25 protein-coding genes are annotated in these 24,850 nt (G+C 65.0%); 8 read left to right on the top strand and 17 right to left on the bottom strand.

The features are described from left to right. Nucleotides 1-2 precede the first annotated feature (2 nt). On the bottom strand, nucleotides 3-794 hold the full coding sequence (locus ASF61_RS14405; protein WP_056156987.1) for a DUF72 domain-containing protein: 792 nt from the start codon (nucleotides 792-794) through the stop codon (nucleotides 3-5). 116 nt (nucleotides 795-910) lie between these two features. On the opposite strand from ASF61_RS14405, the gene ASF61_RS14400 reads away from it, so the two are divergent. Continuing rightward, the gene (locus tag ASF61_RS14400; RefSeq protein ID WP_056156986.1) at nucleotides 911-1,198 is read left to right on the top strand and encodes a putative quinol monooxygenase; all 288 of its coding nucleotides are present in this window, start codon (nucleotides 911-913) and stop codon (nucleotides 1,196-1,198) included. Nucleotides 1,199-1,216: 18 nt separating this feature from the next. On the opposite strand, the gene ASF61_RS14395 is transcribed toward ASF61_RS14400, so the two are convergent. Beyond that, a complete protein-coding gene (locus tag ASF61_RS14395) occupies nucleotides 1,217-2,107 on the bottom strand; it encodes a YicC/YloC family endoribonuclease (RefSeq protein ID WP_056156984.1) in 891 nt (296 codons plus the stop codon). A 275-nt stretch (nucleotides 2,108-2,382) separates the two neighbouring features. Here ASF61_RS14395 and rph point away from each other — a divergent pair, with 275 nt between their 5' ends. The 3 genes from rph to hemW all read left to right on the top strand — a co-directional run bounded on the left by rph (nucleotide 2,383) and on the right by hemW (nucleotide 5,025). Continuing rightward, nucleotides 2,383-3,114, top strand: a complete 732-nt coding sequence (gene rph, locus ASF61_RS14390) for a ribonuclease PH (protein ID WP_056156982.1) — start codon at nucleotides 2,383-2,385, stop codon at nucleotides 3,112-3,114. Between the two features lie 61 nt (nucleotides 3,115-3,175). After that, nucleotides 3,176-3,760 carry an RdgB/HAM1 family non-canonical purine NTP pyrophosphatase gene (gene rdgB / locus ASF61_RS14385; protein WP_056156980.1) on the top strand — a complete coding sequence of 195 codons (585 nt, stop codon included), beginning with the start codon at nucleotides 3,176-3,178 and terminating at the stop codon, nucleotides 3,758-3,760. Further along, entirely contained in the window at nucleotides 3,757-5,025 is a 1,269-nt protein-coding gene (gene hemW / locus ASF61_RS14380) for a radical SAM family heme chaperone HemW (protein ID WP_056156978.1), read from the top strand. Before rdgB ends, hemW begins: the two co-directional genes overlap by 4 nt. Before the next feature lie 129 nt (nucleotides 5,026-5,154). On the opposite strand, the gene ASF61_RS14375 is transcribed toward hemW, so the two are convergent. From ASF61_RS14375 to pgi, 9 genes are all read right to left on the bottom strand, one after another. Next, complete coding sequence (locus ASF61_RS14375) at nucleotides 5,155-6,942, bottom strand: methyl-accepting chemotaxis protein (protein ID WP_056156977.1); 1,788 nt, start codon at nucleotides 6,940-6,942, stop codon at nucleotides 5,155-5,157. A gap of 117 nt (nucleotides 6,943-7,059) precedes the next feature. After that, on the bottom strand, nucleotides 7,060-8,133 hold the full coding sequence (locus tag ASF61_RS14370; protein WP_082491757.1) for a lysophospholipase: 1,074 nt from the start codon (nucleotides 8,131-8,133) through the stop codon (nucleotides 7,060-7,062). A 219-nt stretch (nucleotides 8,134-8,352) separates the two neighbouring features. Beyond that, nucleotides 8,353-9,288: a transaldolase gene (gene tal, locus ASF61_RS14365; RefSeq protein WP_056156974.1), complete on the bottom strand. Its 936-nt coding sequence runs from the start codon at nucleotides 9,286-9,288 to the stop codon at nucleotides 8,353-8,355. Between the two features lie 78 nt (nucleotides 9,289-9,366). Beyond that, nucleotides 9,367-9,765, bottom strand: a complete 399-nt coding sequence (locus ASF61_RS14360; protein ID WP_056156972.1) for a response regulator — start codon at nucleotides 9,763-9,765, stop codon at nucleotides 9,367-9,369. 10 nt (nucleotides 9,766-9,775) lie between these two features. Beyond that, a complete protein-coding gene (locus ASF61_RS14355; RefSeq protein WP_056156970.1) occupies nucleotides 9,776-11,242 on the bottom strand; it encodes an ATPase domain-containing protein in 1,467 nt (488 codons plus the stop codon). 172 nt (nucleotides 11,243-11,414) lie between these two features. After that, nucleotides 11,415-12,269 carry an SIS domain-containing protein gene (locus tag ASF61_RS14350; protein WP_056156968.1) on the bottom strand — a complete coding sequence of 285 codons (855 nt, stop codon included), beginning with the start codon at nucleotides 12,267-12,269 and terminating at the stop codon, nucleotides 11,415-11,417. A 16-nt stretch (nucleotides 12,270-12,285) separates the two neighbouring features. Next, nucleotides 12,286-13,758, bottom strand: a complete 1,473-nt coding sequence (zwf, locus tag ASF61_RS14345; protein ID WP_056156965.1) for a glucose-6-phosphate dehydrogenase — start codon at nucleotides 13,756-13,758, stop codon at nucleotides 12,286-12,288. Nucleotides 13,759-13,862: 104 nt separating this feature from the next. Further along, nucleotides 13,863-14,792, bottom strand: a complete 930-nt coding sequence (locus tag ASF61_RS14340; protein WP_056156963.1) for an SMP-30/gluconolactonase/LRE family protein — start codon at nucleotides 14,790-14,792, stop codon at nucleotides 13,863-13,865. A gap of 137 nt (nucleotides 14,793-14,929) precedes the next feature. Then, nucleotides 14,930-16,579, bottom strand: coding sequence for a glucose-6-phosphate isomerase (gene pgi / locus ASF61_RS14335; protein WP_056156962.1), 1,650 nt, complete (start codon nucleotides 16,577-16,579; stop codon nucleotides 14,930-14,932). A gap of 289 nt (nucleotides 16,580-16,868) precedes the next feature. Here pgi and edd point away from each other — a divergent pair, with 289 nt between their 5' ends. Continuing rightward, complete coding sequence (edd, locus tag ASF61_RS14330) at nucleotides 16,869-18,791, top strand: phosphogluconate dehydratase (RefSeq protein WP_056156959.1); 1,923 nt, start codon at nucleotides 16,869-16,871, stop codon at nucleotides 18,789-18,791. Between the two features lie 2 nt (nucleotides 18,792-18,793). Continuing rightward, nucleotides 18,794-19,420 (top strand): bifunctional 4-hydroxy-2-oxoglutarate aldolase/2-dehydro-3-deoxy-phosphogluconate aldolase, encoded by a 627-nt coding sequence (gene eda / locus ASF61_RS14325; RefSeq protein ID WP_056156957.1) that lies wholly within the window; start codon nucleotides 18,794-18,796, stop codon nucleotides 19,418-19,420. Nucleotides 19,421-19,475: 55 nt separating this feature from the next. On the opposite strand, the gene ASF61_RS14320 is transcribed toward eda, so the two are convergent. Both ASF61_RS14320 and ASF61_RS14315 read right to left on the bottom strand, forming a co-directional pair. Beyond that, nucleotides 19,476-19,688: a hypothetical protein gene (locus tag ASF61_RS14320; protein WP_156369601.1), complete on the bottom strand. Its 213-nt coding sequence runs from the start codon at nucleotides 19,686-19,688 to the stop codon at nucleotides 19,476-19,478. A 6-nt stretch (nucleotides 19,689-19,694) separates the two neighbouring features. Beyond that, nucleotides 19,695-20,597 (bottom strand): LysR family transcriptional regulator, encoded by a 903-nt coding sequence (locus tag ASF61_RS14315; RefSeq protein ID WP_056156953.1) that lies wholly within the window; start codon nucleotides 20,595-20,597, stop codon nucleotides 19,695-19,697. Between the two features lie 110 nt (nucleotides 20,598-20,707). Here ASF61_RS14315 and ASF61_RS14310 point away from each other — a divergent pair, with 110 nt between their 5' ends. Further along, a complete protein-coding gene (locus ASF61_RS14310; protein WP_056156951.1) occupies nucleotides 20,708-21,487 on the top strand; it encodes an NAD(P)H-dependent oxidoreductase in 780 nt (259 codons plus the stop codon). 11 nt (nucleotides 21,488-21,498) lie between these two features. Here the strand turns inward: ASF61_RS14310 and ASF61_RS14305 are convergent, their stop codons facing one another. The 4 genes from ASF61_RS14305 to ASF61_RS14290 all read right to left on the bottom strand — a co-directional run bounded on the left by ASF61_RS14305 (nucleotide 21,499) and on the right by ASF61_RS14290 (nucleotide 23,944). Continuing rightward, nucleotides 21,499-21,810, bottom strand: a complete 312-nt coding sequence (locus tag ASF61_RS14305; RefSeq protein WP_056156949.1) for a hypothetical protein — start codon at nucleotides 21,808-21,810, stop codon at nucleotides 21,499-21,501. Between the two features lie 119 nt (nucleotides 21,811-21,929). After that, complete coding sequence (locus ASF61_RS14300; RefSeq protein WP_056156947.1) at nucleotides 21,930-22,913, bottom strand: sensor domain-containing diguanylate cyclase; 984 nt, start codon at nucleotides 22,911-22,913, stop codon at nucleotides 21,930-21,932. Nucleotides 22,914-22,920: 7 nt separating this feature from the next. Further along, the gene (locus ASF61_RS14295; protein WP_056156944.1) at nucleotides 22,921-23,559 is read right to left on the bottom strand and encodes a chemotaxis protein CheC; all 639 of its coding nucleotides are present in this window, start codon (nucleotides 23,557-23,559) and stop codon (nucleotides 22,921-22,923) included. Nucleotide 23,560: 1 nt separating this feature from the next. Then, the gene (locus tag ASF61_RS14290) at nucleotides 23,561-23,944 is read right to left on the bottom strand and encodes a response regulator (RefSeq protein WP_056156941.1); all 384 of its coding nucleotides are present in this window, start codon (nucleotides 23,942-23,944) and stop codon (nucleotides 23,561-23,563) included. 117 nt (nucleotides 23,945-24,061) lie between these two features. On the opposite strand from ASF61_RS14290, the gene rpiA reads away from it, so the two are divergent. Continuing rightward, nucleotides 24,062-24,739 carry a ribose-5-phosphate isomerase RpiA gene (gene rpiA, locus ASF61_RS14285; RefSeq protein ID WP_056156939.1) on the top strand — a complete coding sequence of 226 codons (678 nt, stop codon included), beginning with the start codon at nucleotides 24,062-24,064 and terminating at the stop codon, nucleotides 24,737-24,739. The last annotated feature ends 111 nt before the right edge of the window (nucleotides 24,740-24,850 follow it).

Genomic DNA, 24,850 nt, shown 5'->3' with positions numbered 1-24,850 from the left:
ATTTACAACAATCCCAGCAGGTGCTGCGCCGCTGCCGGCGCGCGCTCCTTGGCGCCGTTGATGAAATAGATGAAGACGTCGCGCGGCTTGCTGCTGTCGCGCGCGGCGCCTACCAGCGGCAGCGCTGCCGGGGTGCCGCCTTGCTGCCACTGGCCTGCCGTCTCGGCCCATTGTTTCAGCGCCGGCTTCGTGTAGCCGGTGGCACGGGCGCTCCTGGCGTTGAGCAGGCGCGCATAGACGAAGTTGCCGGTGACGTCGGCAAACGAGGGCAGGTCGGGTGCGTCGGCAAACACGGTGGCCACCTTGTGCTTGCGCGCCAGCTTCAGGTACTCCTCGCACATGAAGCTCGGATGGCGCACGTCGAGCACGTGGCGCAGCTTGCGCGTGCCGAGCTTGGCCGGCAGTAGCTTGAAAAAAGCTGCGAGGTCGTCGGGATCGAACTGCTTGGTGGGCGCCAGTTGCCATAGCAGGGGGCCGAGCTTGTCGCCCAGTTCGGCCAGGCCGCTGTGGACGAAACGTTCGACCGACTCGCCCGCTTCGGCCAGGACGCGGCGGTTGCTGGCATAGCGGCTGGCCTTGACGGAAAAGACGAAGTCGTCCGGCGTTTGCGCATGCCAGGCGGCAAAGTGCTCGGGCTTGGCGGTGCGGTAGTAGGTGCCGTTGATCTCGATGCTGGTCACCTGGCGGCTGGCATACGCCAGCGCCTTTTTGTGCGTCACGCCTGGCGGATAAAACGTCTGGCGCCAGGGCGCATACTCCCATCCGCCGATGCCCACCCGAATTGACGTCGCCATGCTGCGCTCCCCAGCCAAGTTGAGCTGCGATCATAGCGGGATTTTTACGGCCGGGCTCTTTTCCTTTTGCAAACGAACCCAATAGTGACCGTATTACTCATTGAACGGGAAAACCCATGAAAGACCTGATCGTCGTCGCCACCCTGACCGCCAAGCCCGGCCACGAAGCCGCACTGCAGGCCGCGCTGGAAAAAATCGTTGCGCCCAGCCGCGCCGAAGCGGGCTGCGCGCGCTACGAGCTGCATGCCGATATCGGCCAGGCGGGACGGTTCGTGATGCTGGAGACGTGGCGCGATCAGCAGGCGCTGACCGCGCATGAAGCCACGCCCCATTTCCAGACGCTGTTGCAGGAAGTGGCCGGCAAGGCCGAGGTGCAGGTGCTCAAGCTCGACAAGCTGCTGTAGTCGGCTGCGGTAACGCGCTTACTCGAGGTTCTGCACCTGCTCGCGCATCTGCTCGATCAGCAGTTTCAGCTCCATCGACGCGTCGGCCAGCTCCTTGACCGACGCCTTGGCGCCCAAAGTGTTGGCTTCGCGATTGAGTTCCTGCATCATGAAGTCGAGGCGCTTGCCGACCTGGCCGCCTTTTTTCAGGATGTGGCGGGTTTCGCCCAGGTGCGCCGACAGCCGGCCCAGTTCTTCGGCCACGTCGATGCGGATGCCGTACAGGATCACTTCCTGGCGGATGCGCTCGAGCGCATCCTGGCGCGACAGCGACGAATTCGATCCCTGGCAGGCCAGTCCCAGCGCATCCTGCATGCGCTCGACCGCTTTTTGCTGGAACGCCGCCACCACCTGCGGTATCAGCGGCGTGATGCGCTTGACGATCGCTTCCATCGCCTCGATGCGGGAAATGAGCATCGCTTCGAGCGCCGCCCCTTCGCGCTGCCGGCTCTGCACGAAGGCCTGCACCGTGCGCACGGTGAGTGCGGCCACGTCGGCCTGCAGCGACTCCTGGCCGATTTGCGCTTCCTCGATCACGCCGGGCCAGCGCAGCAGCTCGGCCACCGACATCGCCTGCGCGGCGGGGAAGTGCGCGCCCACCTCGGCCTGCAGGCGTTGCAGCTCGGTGAGCAGCGGCAGGTTCAGCGCCTGGGCGCCGCCGGTGGCGGCCTTGCGGCCAAAGCTCAGGCGCAGTTCGACCTTGCCGCGCGTGATGGCAGCCATGATCGCCGCGCGCAGATCGGGTTCCAGCGCGCGTAAATCGTCGTTGATTCGGAACTGAAGGTCGAGAAACCGGGAGTTGACACTCTTGATCTCGATGGTCAGTGTGCCTGCCGCACTCTCACTGGTGGCGACCGCGTAACCCGTCATGCTGGAAATGCTCAATGGATATCCCCGATTAATCTTTTACAAAACAGTCATCGATCCAGCTTCCGGCCGGTTCAGCAGGATGGGTGGCTGCGCTCCACCACGCCCCCTTTACCCTTGCCCGCTGGTCTGGAAATTGCTGGAAACTGCATTGTAAAGAAAATTACGTCCAGTGGGTTCAGTATTGTTTACCGGAACTACAGCCAGTTTCAGCCCGGTTGTGCTGGCGCACGTTGTGGTCTATGCTGCCGGACGATCAAACTGCAAGGAATTACACCATGACTTTCCAATCCCGCCCGAGCGGCCGCGCCGTCGACGCCCTGCGCACGCTGCGCCTGACCCGCGACTACACCCGGCACGCCGAAGGTTCGGTGCTGATCGAATGCGGCGACACCAAGGTGATCTGTACTGCCAGCATCGAGGACAAGGTGCCGGGTTTCCTGAAAGGCAAGGGGCAGGGCTGGATGACGGCCGAATACGGCATGCTGCCGCGTTCCACCCACACCCGCATGGACCGCGAGGCGGCGCGCGGTAAGCAGTCGGGCCGCACCCAGGAAATCCAGCGCCTGATCGGCCGCTCGCTGCGCGCTGCCTTCGACCTCGAGGCCTTCGGCGAACGCACGCTCCACCTCGACTGCGACGTGATCCAGGCCGACGGCGGCACCCGCACGGCGTCGATCACCGGCGCCATGGTGGCCGCCTACGATGCGTTTGCCAAGCTGGTGGCGCGCGGCGCGGTGCCGGCCATCCCGCTGAAAAACTTCGTGGCCGCCATTTCGGTCGGCGTGTACCAGGGTATGCCGGTGCTCGACCTCGACTACCTCGAAGACTCGAGCTGCGATACCGACATGAACGTGGTCATGAACGACGCCGGTCATTTCATCGAGGTGCAGGGCACGGCCGAAGGCGCGGCCTTCGACCGCGACGGCATGAACCGCCTGCTCGACCTGGCCCAAGCCGGCATTGCCGACCTGATCGTGCTGCAAAAACAGGCGCTGGGCCTGGCCTGAGGTTCGCTTTCCTGCAAACGGTTTACAATGGCGGCTTCCCGTATCCGAAGCTGCCATCGCCATGACCCAACGCCTGATCCTCGCCTCCAATAACGCCGGCAAACTCAAGGAATTCAACCAGCTGCTTGCCACCGTCGGCTACTCGGTCCACGCCCAGGGCGAGTACGACGTGCCGGAGGCGGACGAGCCGTTCCACACCTTCGTGGAGAACGCGCTGCAAAAGGCCCGCCACGCGGCGCGCATCACCGGCCTGCCGGCGCTGGCCGACGACTCCGGCGTGTGCATCAACGCGTTCGGCGGCGCGCCCGGCGTGCATTCTGCGCGCTTTGCCGGCGAACCGAAATCGGACGCCCGCAACAACGCCAAGATGGTGGCCGACCTGGCCGGCCACGCCGACCGCTCGGCCTATTATTACTGCGTGCTGGTGTTCGTGCGCCATGCCGACGACCCGCAGCCGATCATCGCCGACGGTATGTGGCATGGCGAAATGCTCGACGCACCGCGCGGCAGCGGCGGCTTCGGCTACGATCCGTACTTCTACGTCCCGGCACTGGGCAAGTGCGCGGCCGAACTCACGTCCGATGAGAAGAACGCGCTGTCGCACCGCGGCCAGGCCCTGCGCGCGCTGGTCGAGAAGCTGAAATGATCCCGATTAAGATCGTCGGCGCCGCTGGCAAGGCCACCAGCACGCCAGCCGCGCCGGTCGACCTCGGCGACGCGGCCGGTGTCGCCCTCAAGTACCTGAAAAGCGGTGCACTGAACCTGACCGCGCTGCCGCCGCTGTCGCTCTACATCCATTTTCCGTGGTGCGTGCGCAAGTGCCCGTATTGCGATTTCAATTCGCACGAGGCGAAGGACGGCGGCGCCTTCCCCGAACAGGAATACCTCGATGCGCTGCGGCTGGACCTGGAAATGGCGCTGCCGCTGATCTGGGGCAGGAAGATTTACACGATCTTCATCGGTGGCGGCACGCCAAGCCTGATGTCGGCCGCCGGCCTGGACCGGCTGCTGTCGGACGTGCGCACGCTGCTGCCGCTCGACAGCGATACCGAGATCACGATGGAAGCCAATCCCGGCACCTTCGAGGCCGAGAAATTCCGCAGCTACCGCGCCAGCGGCGTCAACCGCCTGTCGATCGGCATCCAGAGTTTCAATGCCCGCCACCTGCAGGCGCTGGGCCGCATCCACGACGACGGCGAAGCCAGGCGCGCGGTGGAGATCGCGCGCGACCATTTCGACAATTTCAACCTCGACCTGATGTACGCACTGCCGTCGCAGACGCTGGCCGAAGCGCGCCAGGACCTCGACACCGCGCTGGCGTTCGCGCCGCCGCACTTGTCGCTGTACCATCTGACGATGGAGCCCAACACGCTGTTTGCCAAGTATCCGCCGGCCTTGCCCGACGACGACGCCAGCGCCGACATGCAGGACATGATTGCCGACGTCATGGCTGCCAACGGCTACCAGCACTACGAAGTGTCGGCGTACGCGAAAGAGAGCCGGCGCGCGCGCCACAACCTCAATTACTGGGAATTCGGCGACTACCTCGGTATCGGCGCCGGCGCCCATTCCAAGCTGTCGTTCCCGCACCGGGTGCTGCGCCAGGCGCGCTACAAGCAGCCGCGCGCATACATGGACCAGGTCAGGCTCGGTGCGCCGGTGCAGGACGAGCATGAAATTTCACGCGAGGACATGGGTTTCGAGTTCATGCTCAACACCTTGCGCCTGCGCGGCGGCTTCGACCCCAACCTGTTTGCCGAGCGCACCGGCATGAGCATCAATGCGATTGAAAAAACCCTGAATGCGGCGGAGGCCAAGGGACTGATTTACCGCGATTACCAGGTAATCCGGCCGACCGAGCTGGGGCAGCGTTTCCTCAACGATCTGCAGCAGATGTTTCTGGCGGCGTGAGGCGGGCGTCACCCTTGCAGCCGTCGGCGCGCAGCGGGATGCTGATGGCGCGATGGCTGCGCGAGGAAACTGGATCCGCGCTTGCGCGGCGGTCCGCCGGTACAAAGGTGACGGACCTGCGCTCGCTGCTTAAAATTCTTCCCAGTCGCTATCGCTGCCGACGGTGGCCGGCTTGCGCGACGCCGTAGCCGGCTTCGGCTCGGCGGCCGGCGGTATCGGCGACGTGATTGTCGACTTCATGGTCAACCTGCTGGCCGGCTTGCTGGCCGGCCCGTGTGCTGGCCTGTGTGCCGACGCCGTTGCCGACGCGGTTGCCAACTGAGAGGCCGGCGCCGGACGGTGCGCCGCCGGCGTTACCACCGCGCCGGGTTCCAGCCGGAACGATGCCGCCACCTCGGCCAGGCGCTCGGCCTGTTCCTGCATGCTCGACGCCGCTGCCGCCGCTTCCTCCACCAGCGCCGCGTTCTGCTGCGTCACCTGGTCCATCTGCGTGATGGCCGAGTTCACCTGATCGATGCCGATGCTCTGCTCGCTGGACGCCGAGCTGATCTCGCCCATGATGTCGGTGACGCGGCGCACGCTGGCCACCACTTCGTCCATGGTGGTGCCGGCATCCTGCACCAGCCTGGCGCCGATGTCGACCTGCTCCACCGAATTGCCGATCAGTTCCTTGATTTCCTTGGCCGCGCCGGCCGAGCGCTGCGCCAGGTTGCGCACTTCCGAAGCGACTACGGCGAAGCCGCGTCCCTGTTCGCCCGCGCGCGCCGCTTCCACTGCCGCATTGAGCGCCAGGATATTGGTCTGGAACGCGATGCCGTCGATCACGGAAATGATGTCGTAGATCTTGCGCGAGGCATCGTTGATGCTGCCCATGGTATCGACCACCTGGCTGACGATGGCGCCGCCTTTTTCAGCCACGTCCGACGCCGTTTTGACCAGCTGGTTGGCCTGGCGTGCATTGTCGGCATTCTGGCGCACGGTGGAGGTCAGTTCCTCCATCGACGACGCGGTTTCCTCGAGCGAGCTGGCCTGCTCCTCGGTGCGCTGCGACAGGTCCAGGTTGCCGGCGGCGATCTCCTGCGAAGCGCTGGCGATCGTGCGGGTGCCGGTCTGCACCTGGCTGACCACGTTGCGCAGCGCATCGTTCATGCCCTTCAATGCCGTCATCAGTTCGCCGATTTCCGAGCGCTGGACCGACGCGTCGAAGCGGGTGGTGAGGTCGCCCCTGGCCACGGTGGCGGCAATGTCGACGGCCGACTTGAGCGGCGCCGTGATCGACCTGGTAATGATCCACGCTGCCGCCGAGCCGATGGTGACCATCAGTACCGTCAGCAGCAACAGCAAGCCGTTGGCGCGGACGTTGGCGGCGTCGATGGCGCGGGCGGTGTCGTCGATCGCCTTGCGCTGGTACGTCAGCAGCCCCTCGACCGCGATCGTGTAGGCCTTGGCGGCCGGCGTGAATTCATCGTTGAAGATTTTTTCGGCGGCAGCCGCGTCGCCGGCCTTGCGTGCATTGCCGACCGCCGTTTTCAGGTTCTGGTAATTGGTGCGCAAGACCACGATCCGGTCGAACATGGCGCGTTCCTCGTCGCTGGCCACCAGCTCCTTGACCTTGCCCATCAGTTCGGCCCCGCGCTTGCTGCTGGCGGCGATCACGTCGGCGAAGACGGTCGGCAGCGCGGTGTCCGAGCTGCGGGCGATGAGCTCGGTGCGGGCGATGGCCGAATACATCAGTACGTACCAGTCGGAGACCAGCCGCTCCTTGGCCAGCGGCTTTTCCATCATGTCGCGGGTGGCGGCTGCCTGTTGGCGGGCATTGAGCAGGCCGACCGTGGTGGCGACCAGTGCCAGTAAAAGAACGATGCCGAAAGCAGCGGCCAGACGCGTGCCGATGCGCGTGTGCGTAAGAAACTTCATGGTGTGATCCCTGTTGTGTGTGATGCTGGCTAGCAGGGCTCAAGTATGCCTGTGGGAAACATGGCAGTCACTGATAATCGGATTCCATTGTTGCTTATTGGTAACAATGTGATTTACTTACAGTGGCAATGTTGCGTTCAGGTCCGGTTTCTCGCACCAGCGGGCAAAGGCCTCGGCCAGCCGTTCGCTTTCGCCGATCGCGTGCAGCCAGTGACGGATGCGGGTGTCGTGATGCTGGCCATAGACCGTGAAGTCCTTGCGGTCCGGCAGTTTGCCGTTGGGCAGGCCGGCAACGAAGTCGGGCGAGGGCGACACCAGGATCATATTATCCAGCGCCGCACCGCGGGCCCGGCGCCAGGGCATGGACTTGTCGAGCCAGCCAGGCACGAGGTGGTCGCTGAAGTGCGGATACAGCACCAGGCCGGGGTCGCGCTGGTAGGGCAGGTGCAGGTGGTAGTCGATCAGGCCGCCATCCCAGTGCGGCCCCGGCGGTGCGCCGGCGATACCGGTCACCGCTTCGAGCACGAGCGGAATCGAACCCGACGCCTGCAGGGCGTCGCGTAGGTTGGCGTGGCCGAGTGCCACGAAATGACCGGCGAACGCATCGAACGGCTGGCGCAGCCAGTGCGCATCGTCGTGCGGGTGATGAAACACCACGCGCTCCATCGATGCGGCCAGCCTGCTGCGCGCCATGGCGTTGCCGGCAGCAGCGAGCAGGAAGCCCGTCGTCTCGCGCCAGCGCACGCCGTTGCTGCGCCCCAGCGCCCCGGTACCGCGTACGGTCAGCACATTCAGGTGATGGTGCGGATGGCCGAGGATTTCGCCAGCGCGGCCATCGAGCAGTTCGTCCAGCAGCTGGCCGATGTTCTGGCTGATATAGGCGGGCGTGACCTTGGCCGGGTAGCGCTGATGCGCATACAGGTGCGCCAGCCGCCGGTGTCCGGCCACCGGGTCATCGAACGCCGAGGCGGCCATGCGCCAGGCGCCGATCGACGCCCCGACCAGCTTGCGCGGTCGCGGCGCCTGCTGGAGAAAACTGCCGAACAGCCACAGATCGAGGCCATTGAGGATCAGCCCCTTGGGCCCACCGGCCGCCGCCGGCACCACGGCCACATCGGCAGCGCGCACCCCCTCGCGCGCAATCCGCTCCCGCGCCGCCTGGCCCAGCCGTATCGTGATTGGAGACATCAACATTTACCGCCTGTTTCGGATCTGACCCCAATGCCGTTAAGTTAAGGTCTTCATCTCCGTCGTACCCGCGAAGGCGGGTACCCAAGTTCTGCGAGATGCGTCGACGTGTCAGCCCAATTGGGTCCCCGTCTGCGCAGGGACGACGTTTTCATGCTAACAAAATTAATACTTTTCGCTTAACTCACGGCATTGGGATCGGACCCCGAAGTGTGAGAAGTGTCAGCGCATGCCGGAAATGATTTGCTTGAGCTTGCCCGTGTCGGCGCAGAAGGCGCGGATGCCTTCGGACAGCTTTTCGGTGGCCATCTGGTCTTCGTTGAGTTGGAAGCGGAATTTCTTTTCGTCCAGGCTCATCTTCATCGCCGCAGCGGCCGGGGCGCTTTCCTGGCTCAGCTTGCGCTCGACCGTGCCTTCGGTGTCGGCCAGCTGCTGAAGCAGGTCGGGGCTGATGGTGAGCAGGTCGCAGCCGGCCAGTTCCAGGATCTGGCCCGTGTTGCGGAAGCTGGCGCCCATCACCTCGGTGCGGTAGCCGAACTTGCGGTAGTAGTTGTAGATGCGCTTGACCGATTGCACGCCGGGATCGTCGGCCGGCGCGTACTCGATGCCGGTCGACTTCTTGTACCAGTCGTAGATGCGGCCGACGAAGGGCGAGATCAGCTGGGCGCCCGCTTCGGCGCAGGCGATCGCCTGGCCCAGCGAGAACAGCAGCGTCATATTGCAGTGGATGCCTTCCTTTTCCAGGACCTGGGCGGCGCGGATGCCTTCCCAGGTGCTGGCCATCTTGATCAGCACGCGCTCGCGCTCGATGCCGGCGGCCTCGTACAGCTTGATCAGTTCGCGGCCCTTGGCAATCGAGCCCTCGGTATCGAACGACAGGCTGGCGTCGATTTCGGTCGAGACGCGGCCCGGGATCACGCGCAGGATCTGCTTGCCGAAGGCGACCAGCAGGTGGTCGATGGTGTCGCTGGTGGAGCGGTCGAGATTGTCGCGCACGGCTTTTTCCAGCAGCGGCTTGTACTCGTCCTTTTGCACCGCTTTCAGGATCAGCGACGGGTTGGTGGTGGCGTCGCGCGGCGTGTAGGCCTGGATGGACTGGAAATCCCCGGTGTCGGCGACCACGGTGGTAAATTGCTTGAGTTGTTCGAGTTGGTTCATGGCGCTGCCCGAGTGAGTGATTGCTTCATTGTACTCAAGCATGGACAAAGCGGAAAGATAACACCGTACAACAACAACCTATTTGTGCGCGGCGATCAGGCGGGCGATCTCGGCGAGCAACGGTTCGAACGGCACCGGCTTGCGGAAGAAGGCATCGTAGGGCAGCACGTCGCCGCGGCGCAGCAGGCCGGCGCTGGTCAGGATGAACGGTATGTGCCGCAGCGCAGGGTCGTCGCGCCACTGGCGGCACAGCTGGGCGCCATCCATCACCGGCATCATGTAGTCGGAAATCACGATGCCGGGCCGCTCGACGGCAGCCACCGCCAGCGCTTCCTCGCCATTGCCGGCCGTGCACACGCGGTAGCCGCGGTACTCGAACAACATGGTATAGGCCGACAGGACGTCGAATTCGTCGTCCACCACCAGGATCAGCTTGCCGTCCTGGTGGGTATCGGGATGGAGGGGGAAGTCACTCATGGCATCTCTTCTATAGCGGCGGCGTCGGGTGGACCGGCCCCGACACCGCTTCTTCGATGCTCATGCCCTGATCGGAAATGAGCAGGATGTGGTTGGCGGCGTCGTAGCCGTTTTCGCGCAGCTTGAGCACGCCGATCTGGCGGCGGTTGATGCCGTTCACGTCCACGTAGCGCAGCAGGATGATGTTTTCGAACAGCATCGATGCGGCGATCTCGCCATCGCCGGGGCTCTGTCCGAAATACGCGAGCTCCTGGGTGAAGAAGGTGGTGACGTTGCGGCAGCGCAGCTCGTTGACGAAGGCCGACAGGAACGAGCGCGAACGCCCCGGGTGCATGACGATCTCGCGCATGCCGTCGATGCCATCCATCAGCAGGCGCGAGACCTGGCGCGCCTCGACATTGCGCAGCACCGTGTGGGCCAGGCTGTCGACCAGGATTTCGAGCGGCGGATGCCAGATCACCTGCAAGGCGCCGCTCTCGTAATAGCTGCGGAAGTCCAGGCCCACGCTGCGCGCCTTTTCCAGCAGCGCTTCGGGCGACTCGTAAAAGCCGACCACCAGGCACGGTTCGCCGCGCTTCAGGCCTTCGTAGATGAAATGCATGCCCATCAGGGTCTTGCCCACGCCCGGGTTGCCAAGCAGCGCCGTGGTGGAGCCCCGCGTGACGCCGCCGTGCGTGAGGCGGTCCCAGCCTTCGATACCGAAACCGAGGCGCTGGCGCGAAACGCCGGGCGTGGCGCCGCTGGCGGTGCTCACCGCCTCCAGGCGCGGATAGATGGCGACACCGTCGGCGCCCACCTCGAACACGTGGCGGCCCAGCAGGTGCTTGCTGCCGCGCAGCTTGAACACCTTGATCTCGCGGATCAGGTTGAGACCGTGCTCATACTGGCTCAGTTCGATCAAGCCATCGACCAGCGTATTCTCCGAGTCCGCCACGTTGCCTTCCGTGGGCGAGAGCAGGAAGGTCGTGCAGCGCATGGTCGAGACCAGCGAATTGAGCGACAGCATGAACTCGGACAGCGCCACGTCCGATGGCTTGGCTTCGCGCACGGTGCGAAAGCCGTCGATGATCATGATGTCGGGGCGCTGCTCGGCCAGCGTGCTGGCAATCGACTTCAGTAACTGCCGCAGGCCGCCCTTGAGCAGCTCGGGGTAGGCGCCGAGAAAGACGATGCGGTCGCCCACCAGCTGCTCGTCGAAGAACGAGAAGCTGCTCAGGTGGTTGAGCATCTTGCCGTGGGTTTCCGCGATCAGGGTCAGCACCAGCACCTTCTTGCCCTGGTGCGCGTGGTGGTAGCCGATCTGGCAGGCCAGCGTGGTCTTGCCGCTGCCGGCCAGGCCCTGCAGCAGGTACAGGCTGTGCGCGGGAAAGCCGCCGCCCAGAATCTGGTCGAACCCCGGCACACCGGTTTGCAACAGCGGAATGCGGGCCGATAAGACGGTATCGGAGGAAGGGTTGGCGAAAGAAAAGTTGGTCATGTCCACTCTCACGGGCACTACATGCCACGCGTGAAATTAACCATTGTGCAAACTTGCATATGGAGAATTATTCACACTGTAGCATAAGGGAAGTATAGAAGTACTCTGGCGTCGGCCATGTGCGACAACACACCGACGCACAAGGCCGGTGCAAGGTTGTCAAATTATGACATCAACCGATGAAGGAGTCGAATTGCAAGTCGAATTCCTGCAGGGCTTTCTGGGCGTTCTGCATTTTTTTGCGGAAATCCGGACCGCGTTGCAGGGCCAGTCCCACCGCCAGCACATCGATCACCACCAGGTAAGCCAGGCGCGCCGAGATCGGCGTGTACGGGTCGGTATTGAAGATCAGGTCGATCGGAATCAGCACCGTGGCCAGGTCGGCCAGCGGCGTGCCCGACGGCGCCAGCGCAATGACGTCGGCGCCGCCGCGGCGCGCCAGTTTCACCGAGCGCACCAGCGACGGGCTGTTGCCGCGCTGCGAGATGGCCACCACGGCGTCGCCCGCGCGCAGCAGGGCGGCGGCAATGCTGTGGATGTGCGGATCGGCATAGGCGACGGTCGGCACGCCCGAGCGGAAAAACTTGTGCTGGGCGTCGGCAGCAACGATGCCGGACGTGCCCTGGCCATAGAACTCGATCTTGTTGGCCTTGGACAGGATGTCGAGCGCCTGCTGGATGGCGTCGGGGTCGAGGTTGTTGCGCAGGTCGAGCAGGGTGTTGATCGAGCGGCTGCAGATCTTGTTGACCAGGTCCGACGCCAGGTCGTCCTGGGTCGGCTGCTCGTTCAGGCCGGGCAGGGCCAGCGCCAGGCCTTGCGCCAGCTTGAGCTTGAACTCGTGCCAGCCGTCGTAGCCGAGCGTGCGGCAAAAGCGCACCACGGTCGGCTCGGACACCTGCGCGCTCTTGGCCAGCGCCGTGATGTTCTGGCTGACGGTCTGGCCAGGATGGTCGAGCACGGCCAGCGCGACCTTGCGCTCCGACTTGGAGAGCGAGTCGAGCTGGGTGCGGATCGAGTCGAGCAGCATGCGGGACGTGGTCCGCTCAGTCTTCGGGCAGCGCTTCTTCGCGCCACTGCAAGCCTTCGCGGCTGATCAGTGCCGACGAGGCGGCCGGGCCCCAGGTGCCGGCCGAGTACGGCACCGGATAGCTGTCGTCCGATTCCCAGTGGTCGAGGATCGGTTCGACCCATTCCCAGGCCGCTTCCAGCTCGTCGCCGCGCATGAACAGCGTCAGCTGGCCGCGCAACACGTCGAGCAGCAGACGCTCGTACGCTTCCATGCGCGGCGACTTGAACTGCTCGCGGAAGTCGAGTTCGAGTTCGGCCTGCTTCAGGCGCATGCCGTCGCCCGGAGTCTTGGCCATCAGGTTCATGCGCAAGCCTTCGTCCGGCTGCAGCCGGATCACCAGCGAGTTGGGCTGGAAGCTATTGGTCGGCTGGGCGAAGATCGAGTGCGGGATCTGCTTGAAGCGCACGACGATCTCGGCCAGGCTGTCGGCCATGCGCTTGCCTGTGCGCAGGTAGAACGGCACGCCGGCCCAGCGCCAGGTGTCGATCTCGGCTTTCATGGCAACGAAGGTTTCGGTGCGCGAATGTTCCGGTGCGTCGGGTTCGTCGCGGTAGCTCGGCACGGCCTTGCCGTCGACATGGCCGGCGCGGTACTGGCCGCGCACGATGTTTTGCGCCAGCGTGGTCGGCGTGAATTTTTTCAGCGAGCGCAGCACCTGCAGCTTGGCATCGCGCACGGCGTCCGGCGCGATCGAGGTCGGCGGTTCCATGGCCACGATGCACAGCAGCTGCAGCAGGTGGTTTTGCAGCATGTCGCGCAGCGCACCCGAGGTGTCGTAGTACCCCATGCGGTTGCCCACGCCCAGCTTTTCAGCGATGGTGATCTGCACGTCGGAGATCCATTCGCGGCGCCACAGCGGTTCGAACAGGATGTTGCCGAAGCGCAGGGCCAGCAGGTTCTGCACGGTTTCCTTGCCCAGGTAGTGGTCGATGCGGTAGATCTGCGATTCCTCGAACACCTTGCCCACTTCGGCATTGATCTGCTTGGCCGAAGCCAGGTCGCGGCCCAGCGGCTTTTCCAGCACCACGCGCGAGCTCGGCGTGACCAGGCCGTTTTCCTTGAGGTTGTCGCAGATCTGCGCGAAGATCGCCGGCGGCGTGGCCAGATAATAGACGCGGGTGAGGGCGCTGTCCTGGCGCAGCGCCTCGACCAGCGGGCCGTAGCTGCGGCTGTCGGTGGCATTGAGCGACACGTACACGATGCGCGCGGTAAAGCGCGCCCAGATGGCCGGCACCACCGCCGGCGACTTGATCAGCGGACGCGACGTGGTTTCTACCGTGTGCAGGAACTCTTCCTGGCTGGCCTCGGCCCGGCCCACGCAGATGATGCGGGCGGTAGGGGGCAGGTCGTTGGCGACGTCGCGCGCATACATGGCGGGCAGCAATTTGCGCATCGACAGGTCGCCGCTGCCGCCGAACAGAACCAGGTCAAAATCGGTAAGAGCCATAGTGAGATCTGAGGTAAAAAAGCGTGAGGGTTGATGTGTAAATTTACTACGCTGAAATGCAAAAGGCAAGAAACTTTACTACATTCGGCCGGCAGTTGCCCGTGTTACGCACGGTAGGCCGGTTCCGGCCGTCCGGCCACGTCCACCTGCAGGGCCAGCAGCTTGCCGCTGAACGGGTATTGTGCCAGTTCTTCGGCCGGCCGGGCGCCGGCGCTGGTCACGTACAGCGTGCGCAGGTTGGGGCCGCCGAACGCGACCATGGTCGGGCAGCGCACCGGCAGCGCGAGCTCGGCCAGCACCTCGCCCTGTGGCGAGAGCTTGACCAGCCGGGCGCCCTCGAACAGCGCGCTCCAGTAGTTGCCTTCGCTGTCGACGGCGCCGCCGTCCGGGCGGCCGCCGTAATTGCTGGCCTTGTCGGCCGAGAACTGCCGGAACACCCGTTCCTCGCCCACGGTGCCGCTCGCCACATCGTAGTCGAAGCGGCGCAGCAGGTGGGCGCTGGTATCGGCGTGGTACATGGTGCGCTGGTCGGGGCTGAAGGCGAGGCCGTTGGAATTGGTCATGCCGCCGGCCCAGGCGCGGCGCAGCCGGCCTTTTTCCAGCACATACATCTCGGCGGCCGGCCGGTCGCGCGGCTCGTAGATGGTGCCGATCCAGTAGCGGCCGGCGCCATCGACCTTGCCGTCGTTGAAGCGGGTGATGGCCGTGTCGTAGGGGGCGGGGGCAATCATGGTGGTGCGCACTTCGGCGGTACGGACGTCGGTGGCGCTTGATGCCGTGCTGGCTGTATCGAGGTGCAGCACGCCCTTGCGGGTGGCAACGATCAGGCCTTTGCGGTCGGCAATCGCCAAGCTGGCCGGCTCGCTCTCGAGCAGCCATTCATGATGCGCGCCGCTGGCGGGGTCGAGCCGGTGCACGGTGCGCGCCGGAATATCGACCCAGTACAGCACCTGTTCATCGGCATGCCACAGCGGCGATTCGCCGGTTTGCATGACGGCGTCGTAGGCGACTTGAATGATGGGCGTATTTTCCATTTTTCGTTATCCTCAAGTCCGTCATCCCCGCGCACGCGGGGATCCATAGGACGACTGTGCATAGTTTGCCTGGACAATGTCGTTGACGATCATATGAATCCTCGCGTGCGCGAGAATGACGGACCGGGTGCCTGCGGTCACAGGTGCTGCGCCGCTTTCGCCATGGCGATCAGGCCGTTGGTCGAGCTGTCGTGGCGCGCCGGCTGGACCTCGCCCTGCAGTTCGGCCTGGATATGCTTCGCCAGCACCTTGCCCAGCTCCACGCCCCACTGGTCGAAGCTGTTGACGTCCCAGATCACGCCCTGCACGAAGGTCTTGTGCTCGTACAGCGCGATCAGGGCGCCCAGCGTGCGTGGCGTCAGCTGATCCATCAGGATGGTATTCGACGGCCGGTTGCCGGGGAAGGTCTTGTGCGGCACCAGTTCCTCGATCTCGGTCGCGGACAATTGTTGCGCGGCCAGGTCGGCGCGCACTTCGTCGCCGGTCTTGCCGGTCATGAAGGCTTCCGACTGGGCGAAGCAGTTGGCCAGCAGCGCGTCGTGGTGGCCGGCCAGGTCGTGGGTGGCGCGCAGCGCGGCGATGAAGTCGATCGGCGTGATGTCGGTACCCTGGTGCAGCAGCTGGAAGTACGCGTGCTGGGCATTGGTGCCGCATTCGCCCCACACCACCGGGCAGGTGGCCGTATCGATCGCCGCGCCGCCGCGCGTGACGCGCTTGCCATTGCTTTCCATGTCGAGCTGCTGCAGGTAGGCCGGAAAGCGGTTCAGATCCTGGTGGTACGGCGCGATCGACAGCGAACCGGCATCGAGGAACTCGCGGTTCCAGAAACCGATCATGGCCAGCAGCACCGGCATGTTCTGTTCCAGCGGCGCTTCGCGGAAGTGCTCGTCCATGGCGTGGGCGCCAGCCAGGAAATCGCTGAAGTAGCCGAAACCGACTGCCAGCGCCACCGACAGGCCGATCGCCGACCACACCGAATACCGGCCGCCGACCCAGTCCCAGAACGGGAACATATTGGCCGGGTCGATGCCGAACGCCTGCACCGCTTGCAGATTGGTGGAGACGGCCACGAAGTGGCGCGCCAGGTCGGCCTCGCCGGCCGACTGCAGGAACCAGTTGCGCGCCGTATTCGCGTTAAGCATGGTCTCGGCCGTGGTGAAGGTCTTCGAGGCGATGATGAACAGCGTGGTATCCGGGTTGACCCGGGCCAGCGCGGCGTCCATGTCGTGACCATCGACATTGGAGACGAAATGCATGGTCAGGCGCGGATGGGCGAACGAGCGCAGCGCCAGCACCGCCATCTTCGGACCCAGGTCCGAGCCGCCGATGCCGATGTTGACGATGTCGGTGATCGGCTTGCCGCTGTAGCCGAGCCAGGCGCCGCTGCGCACCTTGTCGGTGAAGTCGCGCATCTGGTCGAGCACGGCGTGCACGTCGGGCACCACGTCGCGGCCGTCGACCACCAGGCTTTTTCCGCGCGGCAAACGCAGCGCCGTATGCAGCACGGCACGATGTTCGGTAAGATTGATTTTGTCACCACGCAGCATGGCGTCGCGCTGCGCTTCCACGCCGCGTTCGCGCGCCAGTTCCACCAGCCGGGCGACGGTGTCGGCGTCGAGGCGGTTCTTGGAATAATCGAGGAACAGGCCGGCAGCATCGACCGTCAGTTGCGGGAAGCGCTGGGCATTGTCGGCAAACAGCTGGCGCATCTGCCACTGGCGGGCGTCAACGGCGTGGGCTGCAAGGGCTTGGTAGCTGGCGGTCGAGGTAAGGGCAGGTTGGCGCATAGTGTTGGGCGTCGATTGGAAGAAAGAATAAGATGGCTGAATAATACAGGAAAAAGCGGTAAATTCACTACGGTTCTGTTGAGATTATGGAATTTTCTCGCGGCGAAAAGCAGGCTTTCTTGCGTAGTAATCAGCTAGCCGATTTCATTGAAATAGCCAGCCAGCCCTGTGGATATCGCGAAGTCGACACGAAAAATCGATGGCTGCGCCGTTTTGTAGTAAAATTTCATAATTAACCGCATCAGTTCGCCGAATTAGTCACCGCGAAGTTCATCGATAAGGAATCACCATGGCCTTGCATCCCGTACTGAAATCCGTCACCGAGCGCATCATTTCACGTAGCAAACCGTCGCGCGGGGCTTATCTCGCGCACCTCGACGCTGCGCGCGTGAAGGGCGTGCAGCGCGGCACGCTGGCGTGTACCAACCTGGCGCACGGATTTGCCGCCTTTCCGGCCAACGACAAGCTCGCCCTGAAGGAGCTGAAAAAGCCGTCGGTGGCCATCGTTTCCGCTTACAACGACATGCTGTCGGCGCACCAGCCGTTCGAGGGCTTCCCGGCGCTGATCAAGGAGGCCGTGCGCGAAGTCGGCGCGGTGGCCCAGTTTGCCGGCGGCACGCCTGCCATGTGCGACGGCGTCACGCAAGGCCAGCCCGGCATGGAACTGTCGCTGTTCTCGCGCGACGCGATCGCCATGTCCACCGCCATCGCGCTGTCGCACAATATGTTCGATGCGGCCGTGTACCTGGGCGTGTGCGACAAGATCGTGCCGGGCCTGCTGATCGGCGCGCTGCACTTCGGCCATTTGCCGGCCGTGTTCGTGCCGGCCGGCCCGATGACCACCGGCCTGTCCAACTCCGAGAAAGCCAAGATCCGCCAGCTGTACGCGCAGGGCAAGGTCGGCCGCGCCGAACTGCTCGAAGGCGAGTCGCAGTCGTACCACGGCGCCGGCACCTGCACCTTCTACGGCACCGCCAACAGCAACCAGATGCTGATGGAAGTGATGGGCCTGCACCTGCCGGGCGCCGCCTTCATCACCCCGAACACGCCGCTGCGCGCCGAGCTGACCAAGGCCGCCGCGCGCCGCGCCGCCGTGATCACGGCCCAGTCGGACGAGTATCTGCCGGTCGGCCACGTGGTCGATGAAAAGTCGATCGTCAACGCCATCGTCGCGCTGCTGACGACCGGCGGCTCCACCAACCACACGCTGCACCTGGTGGCGATCGCCAAGGCGGCCGGCATCGTGATCGACTGGGACGATTTCGACGAGCTGTCGAAAGTGGTGCCGCTGCTGACCCGCATCTACCCGAACGGCAACGCCGACGTCAACCACTTCCACGCGGCCGGCGGCACCGGTTTCGTGATCCGCGAGCTGCTCGACGGCGGCCTGCTACATGACGACGTCACCACCATCCTCGGCAAGGGCCTGCGCGCCCACTGCACCGAACCGTTCCTTGGCGAAGGCGGCCAGGGTGTGGTGTGGAAAGCGGCGCCCGAGCAGTCGGGCGACGAGGCGGTGCTGCGCAAGATTACTGCACCGTTCTCGCCCGACGGCGGCACCGTGCTGGTCAAGGGCAATCTCGGTCGCGCCGTGATGAAGGTGTCGGCCGTCAAGCCCGAGCACCAGACCGTGGAAGCGCCGGCGCTGGTGTTCAATTCGCAGGAAGATTTCATGGAAGCGTACAAGGCCGGTCAGCTCGACCGCGACTTCGTGGCCGTGCTGCGCTTCCAGGGACCGCGCGCCAACGGCATGCCCGAACTGCACGCGCTGACGCCGGCGCTGGCCAACCTGCAGGACGCCGGCCGCCACGTGGCGCTGGTGACCGACGGCCGCATGTCGGGCGCGTCGGGCAAGGTGCCGGCCGCGATCCACGTGTCGCCGGAAATCCTGGCCGGCGGTCCGCTGGGCCGCGTGCGTGACGGCGACATCATCCGCGTGTGCGCCCGTACCGGCACGCTCGAAGCCAAGGTGGAGGCCAGCACCTGGAATGCGCGCGAGCAGGCCACCGCCGACCTGACGCCGAACGGCGTGGGCATGGGTCGCGAACTGTTCGCCATGTTCCGTCACAGCGTCTCCGAAGCGGAAACGGGCGCCACCACCTTCCCGCTGCCGTCGCCGATCCCGACCGTGGTGGGCCTGCATGACAAAGAGCCGGTCGGTAACACCGTGCCGGGTTCCGATGAAGATTTCTCGATGAAGAAAGAAGTGTAATCATGACCATGACCCTGCTCGACATTATGCGTACTTCCGCCGTGATCCCCGTGATCGCGATCGACGAACCCGAACACGCGGTACCACTGGCCAAGGCGCTGGTGGCCGGCGGCATCCGGGTGCTGGAAGTGACCCTGCGGACCAAGCACGGCCTGGGCGCCATCCGCGCCATGGCCGAGGTGGAAGGCGCCATCGTCGGCGTCGGCACCCTGACCCAGCCCGAGGAATTCGCTGCCGCGCGCGACGCCGGCGCCGTGTTCGGCGTCTCGCCGGGCCTGACGCCTGCGCTGATCCAGGCCGCCAAATCGAGCGGCCTGCCGCTGCTGCCGGGCGTGATGACGCCGTCGGAAGTGATGGCTGCGCGCGAGCACGGCTTCCAGCAGCTCAAGCTGTTCCCGGCCGTGCCGGCCGGCGGCGCCGGCATGCTCAGCGCCATCAGCGGCCCGCTGCCGGACGTGACCTTCTGTCCGACCGGCGGCATTTCGCAGGAGACGGCCGGCCAGTTCCTCAAGCTGAAAAACGTGGCCTGCGTGGGCGGCTCGTGGCTGACCCCGAAAGACGCGATTGCCGCCGGCGACTGGGACCGCATCACCGACCTGGCCAAGGCGGCCAGCGGACTGCGGATCTAAGCGCCGCAACCGGGTGCCGATCAAAAAACGACGCTGCGCGCGTCGTTTTTTTTCGTCAGGCGCTCTGGTTCCCGATGGCTGCCAGCTCTTGCCTGAGCACCGTGCGCAAGCTGGCCACCGTCAGCGGCGCGCCTTTTGCCGACTGCATCGCCTTGCGCAGCGCGGCGTTGATCAGGGTTTGATAGCCGATGCCCTGCGCTTCGGCATATCCTTCCAGCGCCGAAAGGAGCGTTGATTTTACCCGGAGTGCCGCCTGGATTCCGGCCAAAAGCATTCAGCTCACCGGCATCACCGCATGCTGTACCTGCGCCCGCAACCACTGATGCGCCGGATCGCGGTGGGCGCGTTCGTGCCACAGCATCGCCATCTCGTAGCCGGGCACTGCGACCGGCGGGGCGACGGTGGTCAGGGCCCGGTTGCCGCGCACCAGGCGCTCGGGCACCAGCGCCACCAGGTCGGTGGCGGCCAGCGCGGCGATCATGAACAAAAAGTGCGGCACCGACAGCGCCACGCGCCGGCTCAGGCCCGCTTGCGCCAGCACCTCGTCGGTGACGCCATAAAAGCCGCCGCTGTTGGAGACCAGCACGTGTTCGAGTGTGCAGAACTGTTTGAGAGTAGGTTTGCGCTGCAGGCGCGGATGGTCCATGCGGCCGGCCAGCACGTAGCGCTCGGCAAACAGGGTGCGGCGGCGCAAGCCCGGCGGTGCGCCCGCGCTGGTGTGGAAGGCCAGGTCGATCTCGCCTTGCTCGGCCTGGCGGGTGATGCGGTCGGGCGCCAGTTCCAGCACCGCCAGCCGGGTGGCGGGCGCCTGCTGACGCAGGCTGGCCAGCGCCGGCAGCACGATCGTCGATTCGCCATAGTCGGTGGCGGCCACGCGCCAGGTCTGCGTGGCGACGGCCGGGTCGAAGGCGCTGGCCGGCGCCACCGCCTGTCCCAGCGCTTCGAGTGCCAGGCGCAGCGGTTCACGTAATGATTCGCCGCGCGCGGTGGGCCGCATGCCGCGCGGTCCCGGCAGCAGCAGCGGATCGCCGAACATCTCGCGCAGCCTGGCCAGGTGCACGCTCACCGAGGGCTGCGACAGGTGCAGGCGGCGCGCTGCACGCGTGACATTGTGTTCGGCCAGCAGCACGTCCAGGGTGACGAGCAGGTTCAGGTCCAGTTGGCGGAGATCGGTCATCGCAAGGCTCATGTATTAATATTGTCGATACCTGTTATCGAAGGAATTCATTTCTACTATATCAGCGCACGTACTACGCTGGCAGCTTTCCACCTAACCGGAGCACCAGCATGAATATTCTGATCGTCTACGCCCATCCCGAACCGCGGTCGCTCAACGGCGCCCTCAAGGATTTCGCCGTGCGCCATTTGCAGGCGGCAGGACACGCGGTGCAGGTGTCGGACCTGTACGCGATGGACTGGAAAGCCGCGCTCGACGCACGCGATAGTCTCGATGGCGCAGCGCAAGACCGCTTCGACCCCGTGCTCGACGCGCGCCGCGCGTACGACAGCGGCCGGCAGAGCCCCGATATCGCGCACGAACAGGACAAGCTGCTATGGGCCGATACCGTGCTCCTGCAGTTTCCGCTGTGGTGGTTTTCGATGCCGGCCATTCTGAAGGGCTGGGTGGACCGCGTGTACGCCAACGGTTTTGCCTACGGTGTGGGCGAGCATTCGGACCGGCACTGGGGCGACCGCTATGGCGAGGGCAAGCTGGCCGGCAAGCGCGCCATGTTGATGGTGACTACGGGCGGCTGGGCGTCGCATTACGGCGCACGCGGCATCAACGGCCCGATCGACGACCTGTTGTTCCCGATCCAGCACGGCATCCTGTTTTACCCGGGTTTCGACGTGCTGCCGCCGTTCGTGGTGTACCGCACCGGCAAGGTCGACGAGCATGGATTTGGCGCCCTGTGCCACCAGCTGGCACTGCGCCTCGATACGCTGTCCACCACCGCGCCGATTCCGTTCCGGCTCCAGAACCGGGGCGACTACGAAATCCCCGCACTGACCTTGCGCGACGATCTGGCGTCCGGACTGAGCGGCTTTGCCGCGCACCGCCGGTCGTAACATCCCCGCGTTCAGCCGCCCATCTTGTTATACAGCGTGCCGCTCCAGCGCATCGTGATGCGGCTGCAGTGGAATTCGAAGTCGTCGCCGTCCTTGACCTTGAAGGTTTCGAAGTGGTTGACGGCGATGCGCACGGCATCCTGCAAGGCGCCGCCTTCGGGGATCTGTTTTGGCAGCGGCAGGTCCTGGATGTGCAGCAGGTATTCCACGCGCTTGGGATCGGTGTTCTGGTCCCACCAGATGTCGACGGCGATCTTGTCGCCACTGTGCTCGGCTTCCGCCAGGCAGCGGCCGTGGCGCCGGGTCTCGAACTTGAAGCGCATCGCCTACCCTCCGCTGCGCTGCGAGTGTCGGCGCGGGCGCACCGCAGACAGGGTCAAGGCCGATAAATGCCGGGGCGGTGGGAGGCTGGCGAGGGCGAGCAAGTGTGGGCTCCTGGCGGTTAGTAGCACTGGGTGCGGGACGGGGATGGCTGCGCTTCCACCCGGTTACGGCCGTTCTTCTTGGCGCGGTACAGCGCGCGGTCGGCGTGGCCGATCAGGGTGTCGATATCGACCGGCGACTCGGCGCTGCGGGTAGCCACGCCGATGCTGACCGTGACCACGCCGTGGCCGGCATCGTTGGTGTGGGCATGGGCAATCGCCAGCGCCTGGGCGCGGGCGCGGATCGCTTCGGCCATCTGCCTGGCCTGGTCGGCGTCGGTGTCGGGCAGGATCATGGCGAACTCCTCGCCGCCATAGCGCGCCATCAGGTCGGCAGAACGCTTGAGCATGGCGGACAGTGCAGCGGCCACCTGGATCAGGCACTGGTCGCCTTTCTGGTGGCCATAGTGGTCGTTGTAGGCCTTGAAGTGGTCGATATCGATCATCAGCAGCGACAGCGGCGCGCCCTGGCGGCGTGCACGCCGGTGTTCGCGTTCGATGGCGACATCGAAATGGCGGCGGTTGGCGATGCCGGTCAGGCCGTCGGCAAAGGTTTGCGAACGCAGCACCAGGGTCTGCTCGCGCAGCAGCTTTTCGCGGCCGACAGCGATGCTGACATCGCTAATCTGGATCAGGCAGTGGCGTGGCGCACCGCGCACGTCCACCGGCGTGATCGCCACCGCCTGCTGCAGGCGCTCATCGGCGCGGGCGGCAGCAGCGCTGGCGTACAACGGAAACGGCGCCTTGTTGAGCGACTGCGACAGCAGCGACGGAAAATGGTGGCGCAGCGCCTGGTCGATGGCCGCATCGACGCGCGTGCCGCGCAGGGCCGGGAACAGCGCCAGGAAGTCGGCGCCGAGCGCCTGCTGCGGCGGTAGTTGCGCGTGCCGGTGCATCCAGTCGTTCCACAGCACGATGCGGCGATCCTGGTCGAGCACCACGGCGCCCAGGGTGACGGCGTTGAGCACGCTGTGCAGCAGGTCCAGCGAGGTGTCGCTATCCATGCCCACCTCAGGCCTGTCCCATCGCGCGCGCGATGTAGCGGTTGATCTGCTCCTTCAGGTCGTGCAGCGCCGAGACGTCGAGCACGAAGGCGACGTAGCCGAGGATCTGGTGCTTGTCGAGCGCGAAGTCGATGTGCAGCATCAGCACTACGCTGTCCGGCTCGCTGCCGGCAATGCCAAGGATGTCGTCGCTGGTGCCGACGTGGTATTCGGGCAGGGAGCCGCGCAGCTCCTGCTGGAAGACATTGGCCAGCGTGCCGATGCAGGCATTGAGGATGATGTTGCCGATCTCGCACATGGCTTCCTGCTCCATGTCGGTCAGTTCCTGCAGTGGCACGGTCTCTCCGACCATCAGGCGCACCAGTTCCAGGCTTTTGTCTTCGGGGAACATGAGGATGGCCTCGGTATCGAAGGCGCCCTCGTAGTGCTGGCTGACGCCGCAGATGCGGTCCGGCGCATCGGCCTCGGCCGCCAGCCGGCTGCCCAGCAGCCGCGCCGCCTCGGTGCGGTTGACGAAGCTGATCGACGGCACCGACATCCGGACTTCCTCGTTGACCAGCGCGCTCATCGAGGCGGCCGCCTGGCCCACGCCGATATTGAAAATTTCGATCAGGGCGTCGTTTTCCAGCTCGGACAGTTCGGCCATGTCAGTCTTCCGCCAGCGCCAGCAGCTGGGCGATGCGCGCCTCGGTGATCGGCTTTTCCATGAAACCCAGCCCCAGCGCCTCGGCCCGCTCGCGGGTGGCCGATTGGACGTTGGCGGTCAGCAGCGAGATCGGCAGCGTGGGCGAGGCCCGCCGCAACTGCTCGGCGGCGGCAATGCCGCCCATGCCGGGCATGTTGACGTCCATGAGCACCAGGTCGGGCTGCGCTTCGCGCGCCTTGTCCAGCGATTCCTCGCCGGTCCCCGCTTCCACGACCTGCCATGCCGGTTGCAAGTGAAGAATGTACTGGCGCGCCATCATGCGCGAGACGCGGCTGTCGTCGACGATCAACACGGTTTTCGTTTGCTTCGTTGCAACGTCTGTCATGTCACCTCCTGGCTGGGGCTGTTCAGTCATTCTCGCATACTCGGGTTTTGCCTGGTGTCTATCCGTTAAAATAGCGCCACTGATTCCTCCGCTTTCTTTTTTACTGCCTAAAACATCATGACCCAAGACGAACTGAAACAAGCCGTAGCCCGTGCCGCCATCGGCTACGTGGTCGATAACGAGATCATCGGCGTCGGTACCGGCTCCACCGCCAATTTCTTCATCGACGAACTGGCCAAGATCAAGCACCGCATCAAGGGCACCGTGGCTTCGTCCGAAGCGACCGCCGCCCGCCTGCGCGGCCACGGCATCGCGGTGTATGACCTCAATGACGTGCCGTCGATTGCCGTCTACATCGACGGCGCCGACGAGATCGACGCTTCCGGCGCCATGATCAAGGGCGGCGGCGCTGCCCTCACGCGTGAAAAAATCGTCGCCTCGGTCGCGCAGCAGTTCGTCTGCATCGCCGATGGTTCCAAGCTGGTGGACGTGCTGGGCAAGTTCCCGCTGCCTGTAGAAGTGGTGCCGATGGCGCGGGCAGCGGTGGCGCGCGCCTTGACCGCGCTCGGCGGCGTACCGAAGCTGCGTCTGAAAGCGGGGACCGACGAGGCGTTCGTGACCGACAATGGCGGTCAGCTGCTCGATGTGTCGGGACTGTCGATTACCGACCCGGTGGCGCTGGAAGCGCAGATCAACCAGATCGTGGGCGTGATCGCGGTGGGGCTGTTTGCCGCGCGCGGCGCCAATGTGTGCCTGCTGGGGATGGCCGAGGGTGTGAAAACCCTGAAGTTTTAAGGACTACTGCGCCGGCTCCGTCATCCCCGCGAAGGCGGGGATCCAATGTGCCTGGGTCGCCGTCGGCTCGACGAACCAGGATTGCCGCCTCTGCGGGAATGACGGACTCAC

This window comes from Duganella sp. Leaf126 (genome assembly GCF_001423125.1).
Lineage (GTDB): Bacteria > Pseudomonadota > Gammaproteobacteria > Burkholderiales > Burkholderiaceae_D > Rugamonas.
This window is presented reverse-complemented; position numbering and strand designations above follow the sequence as displayed.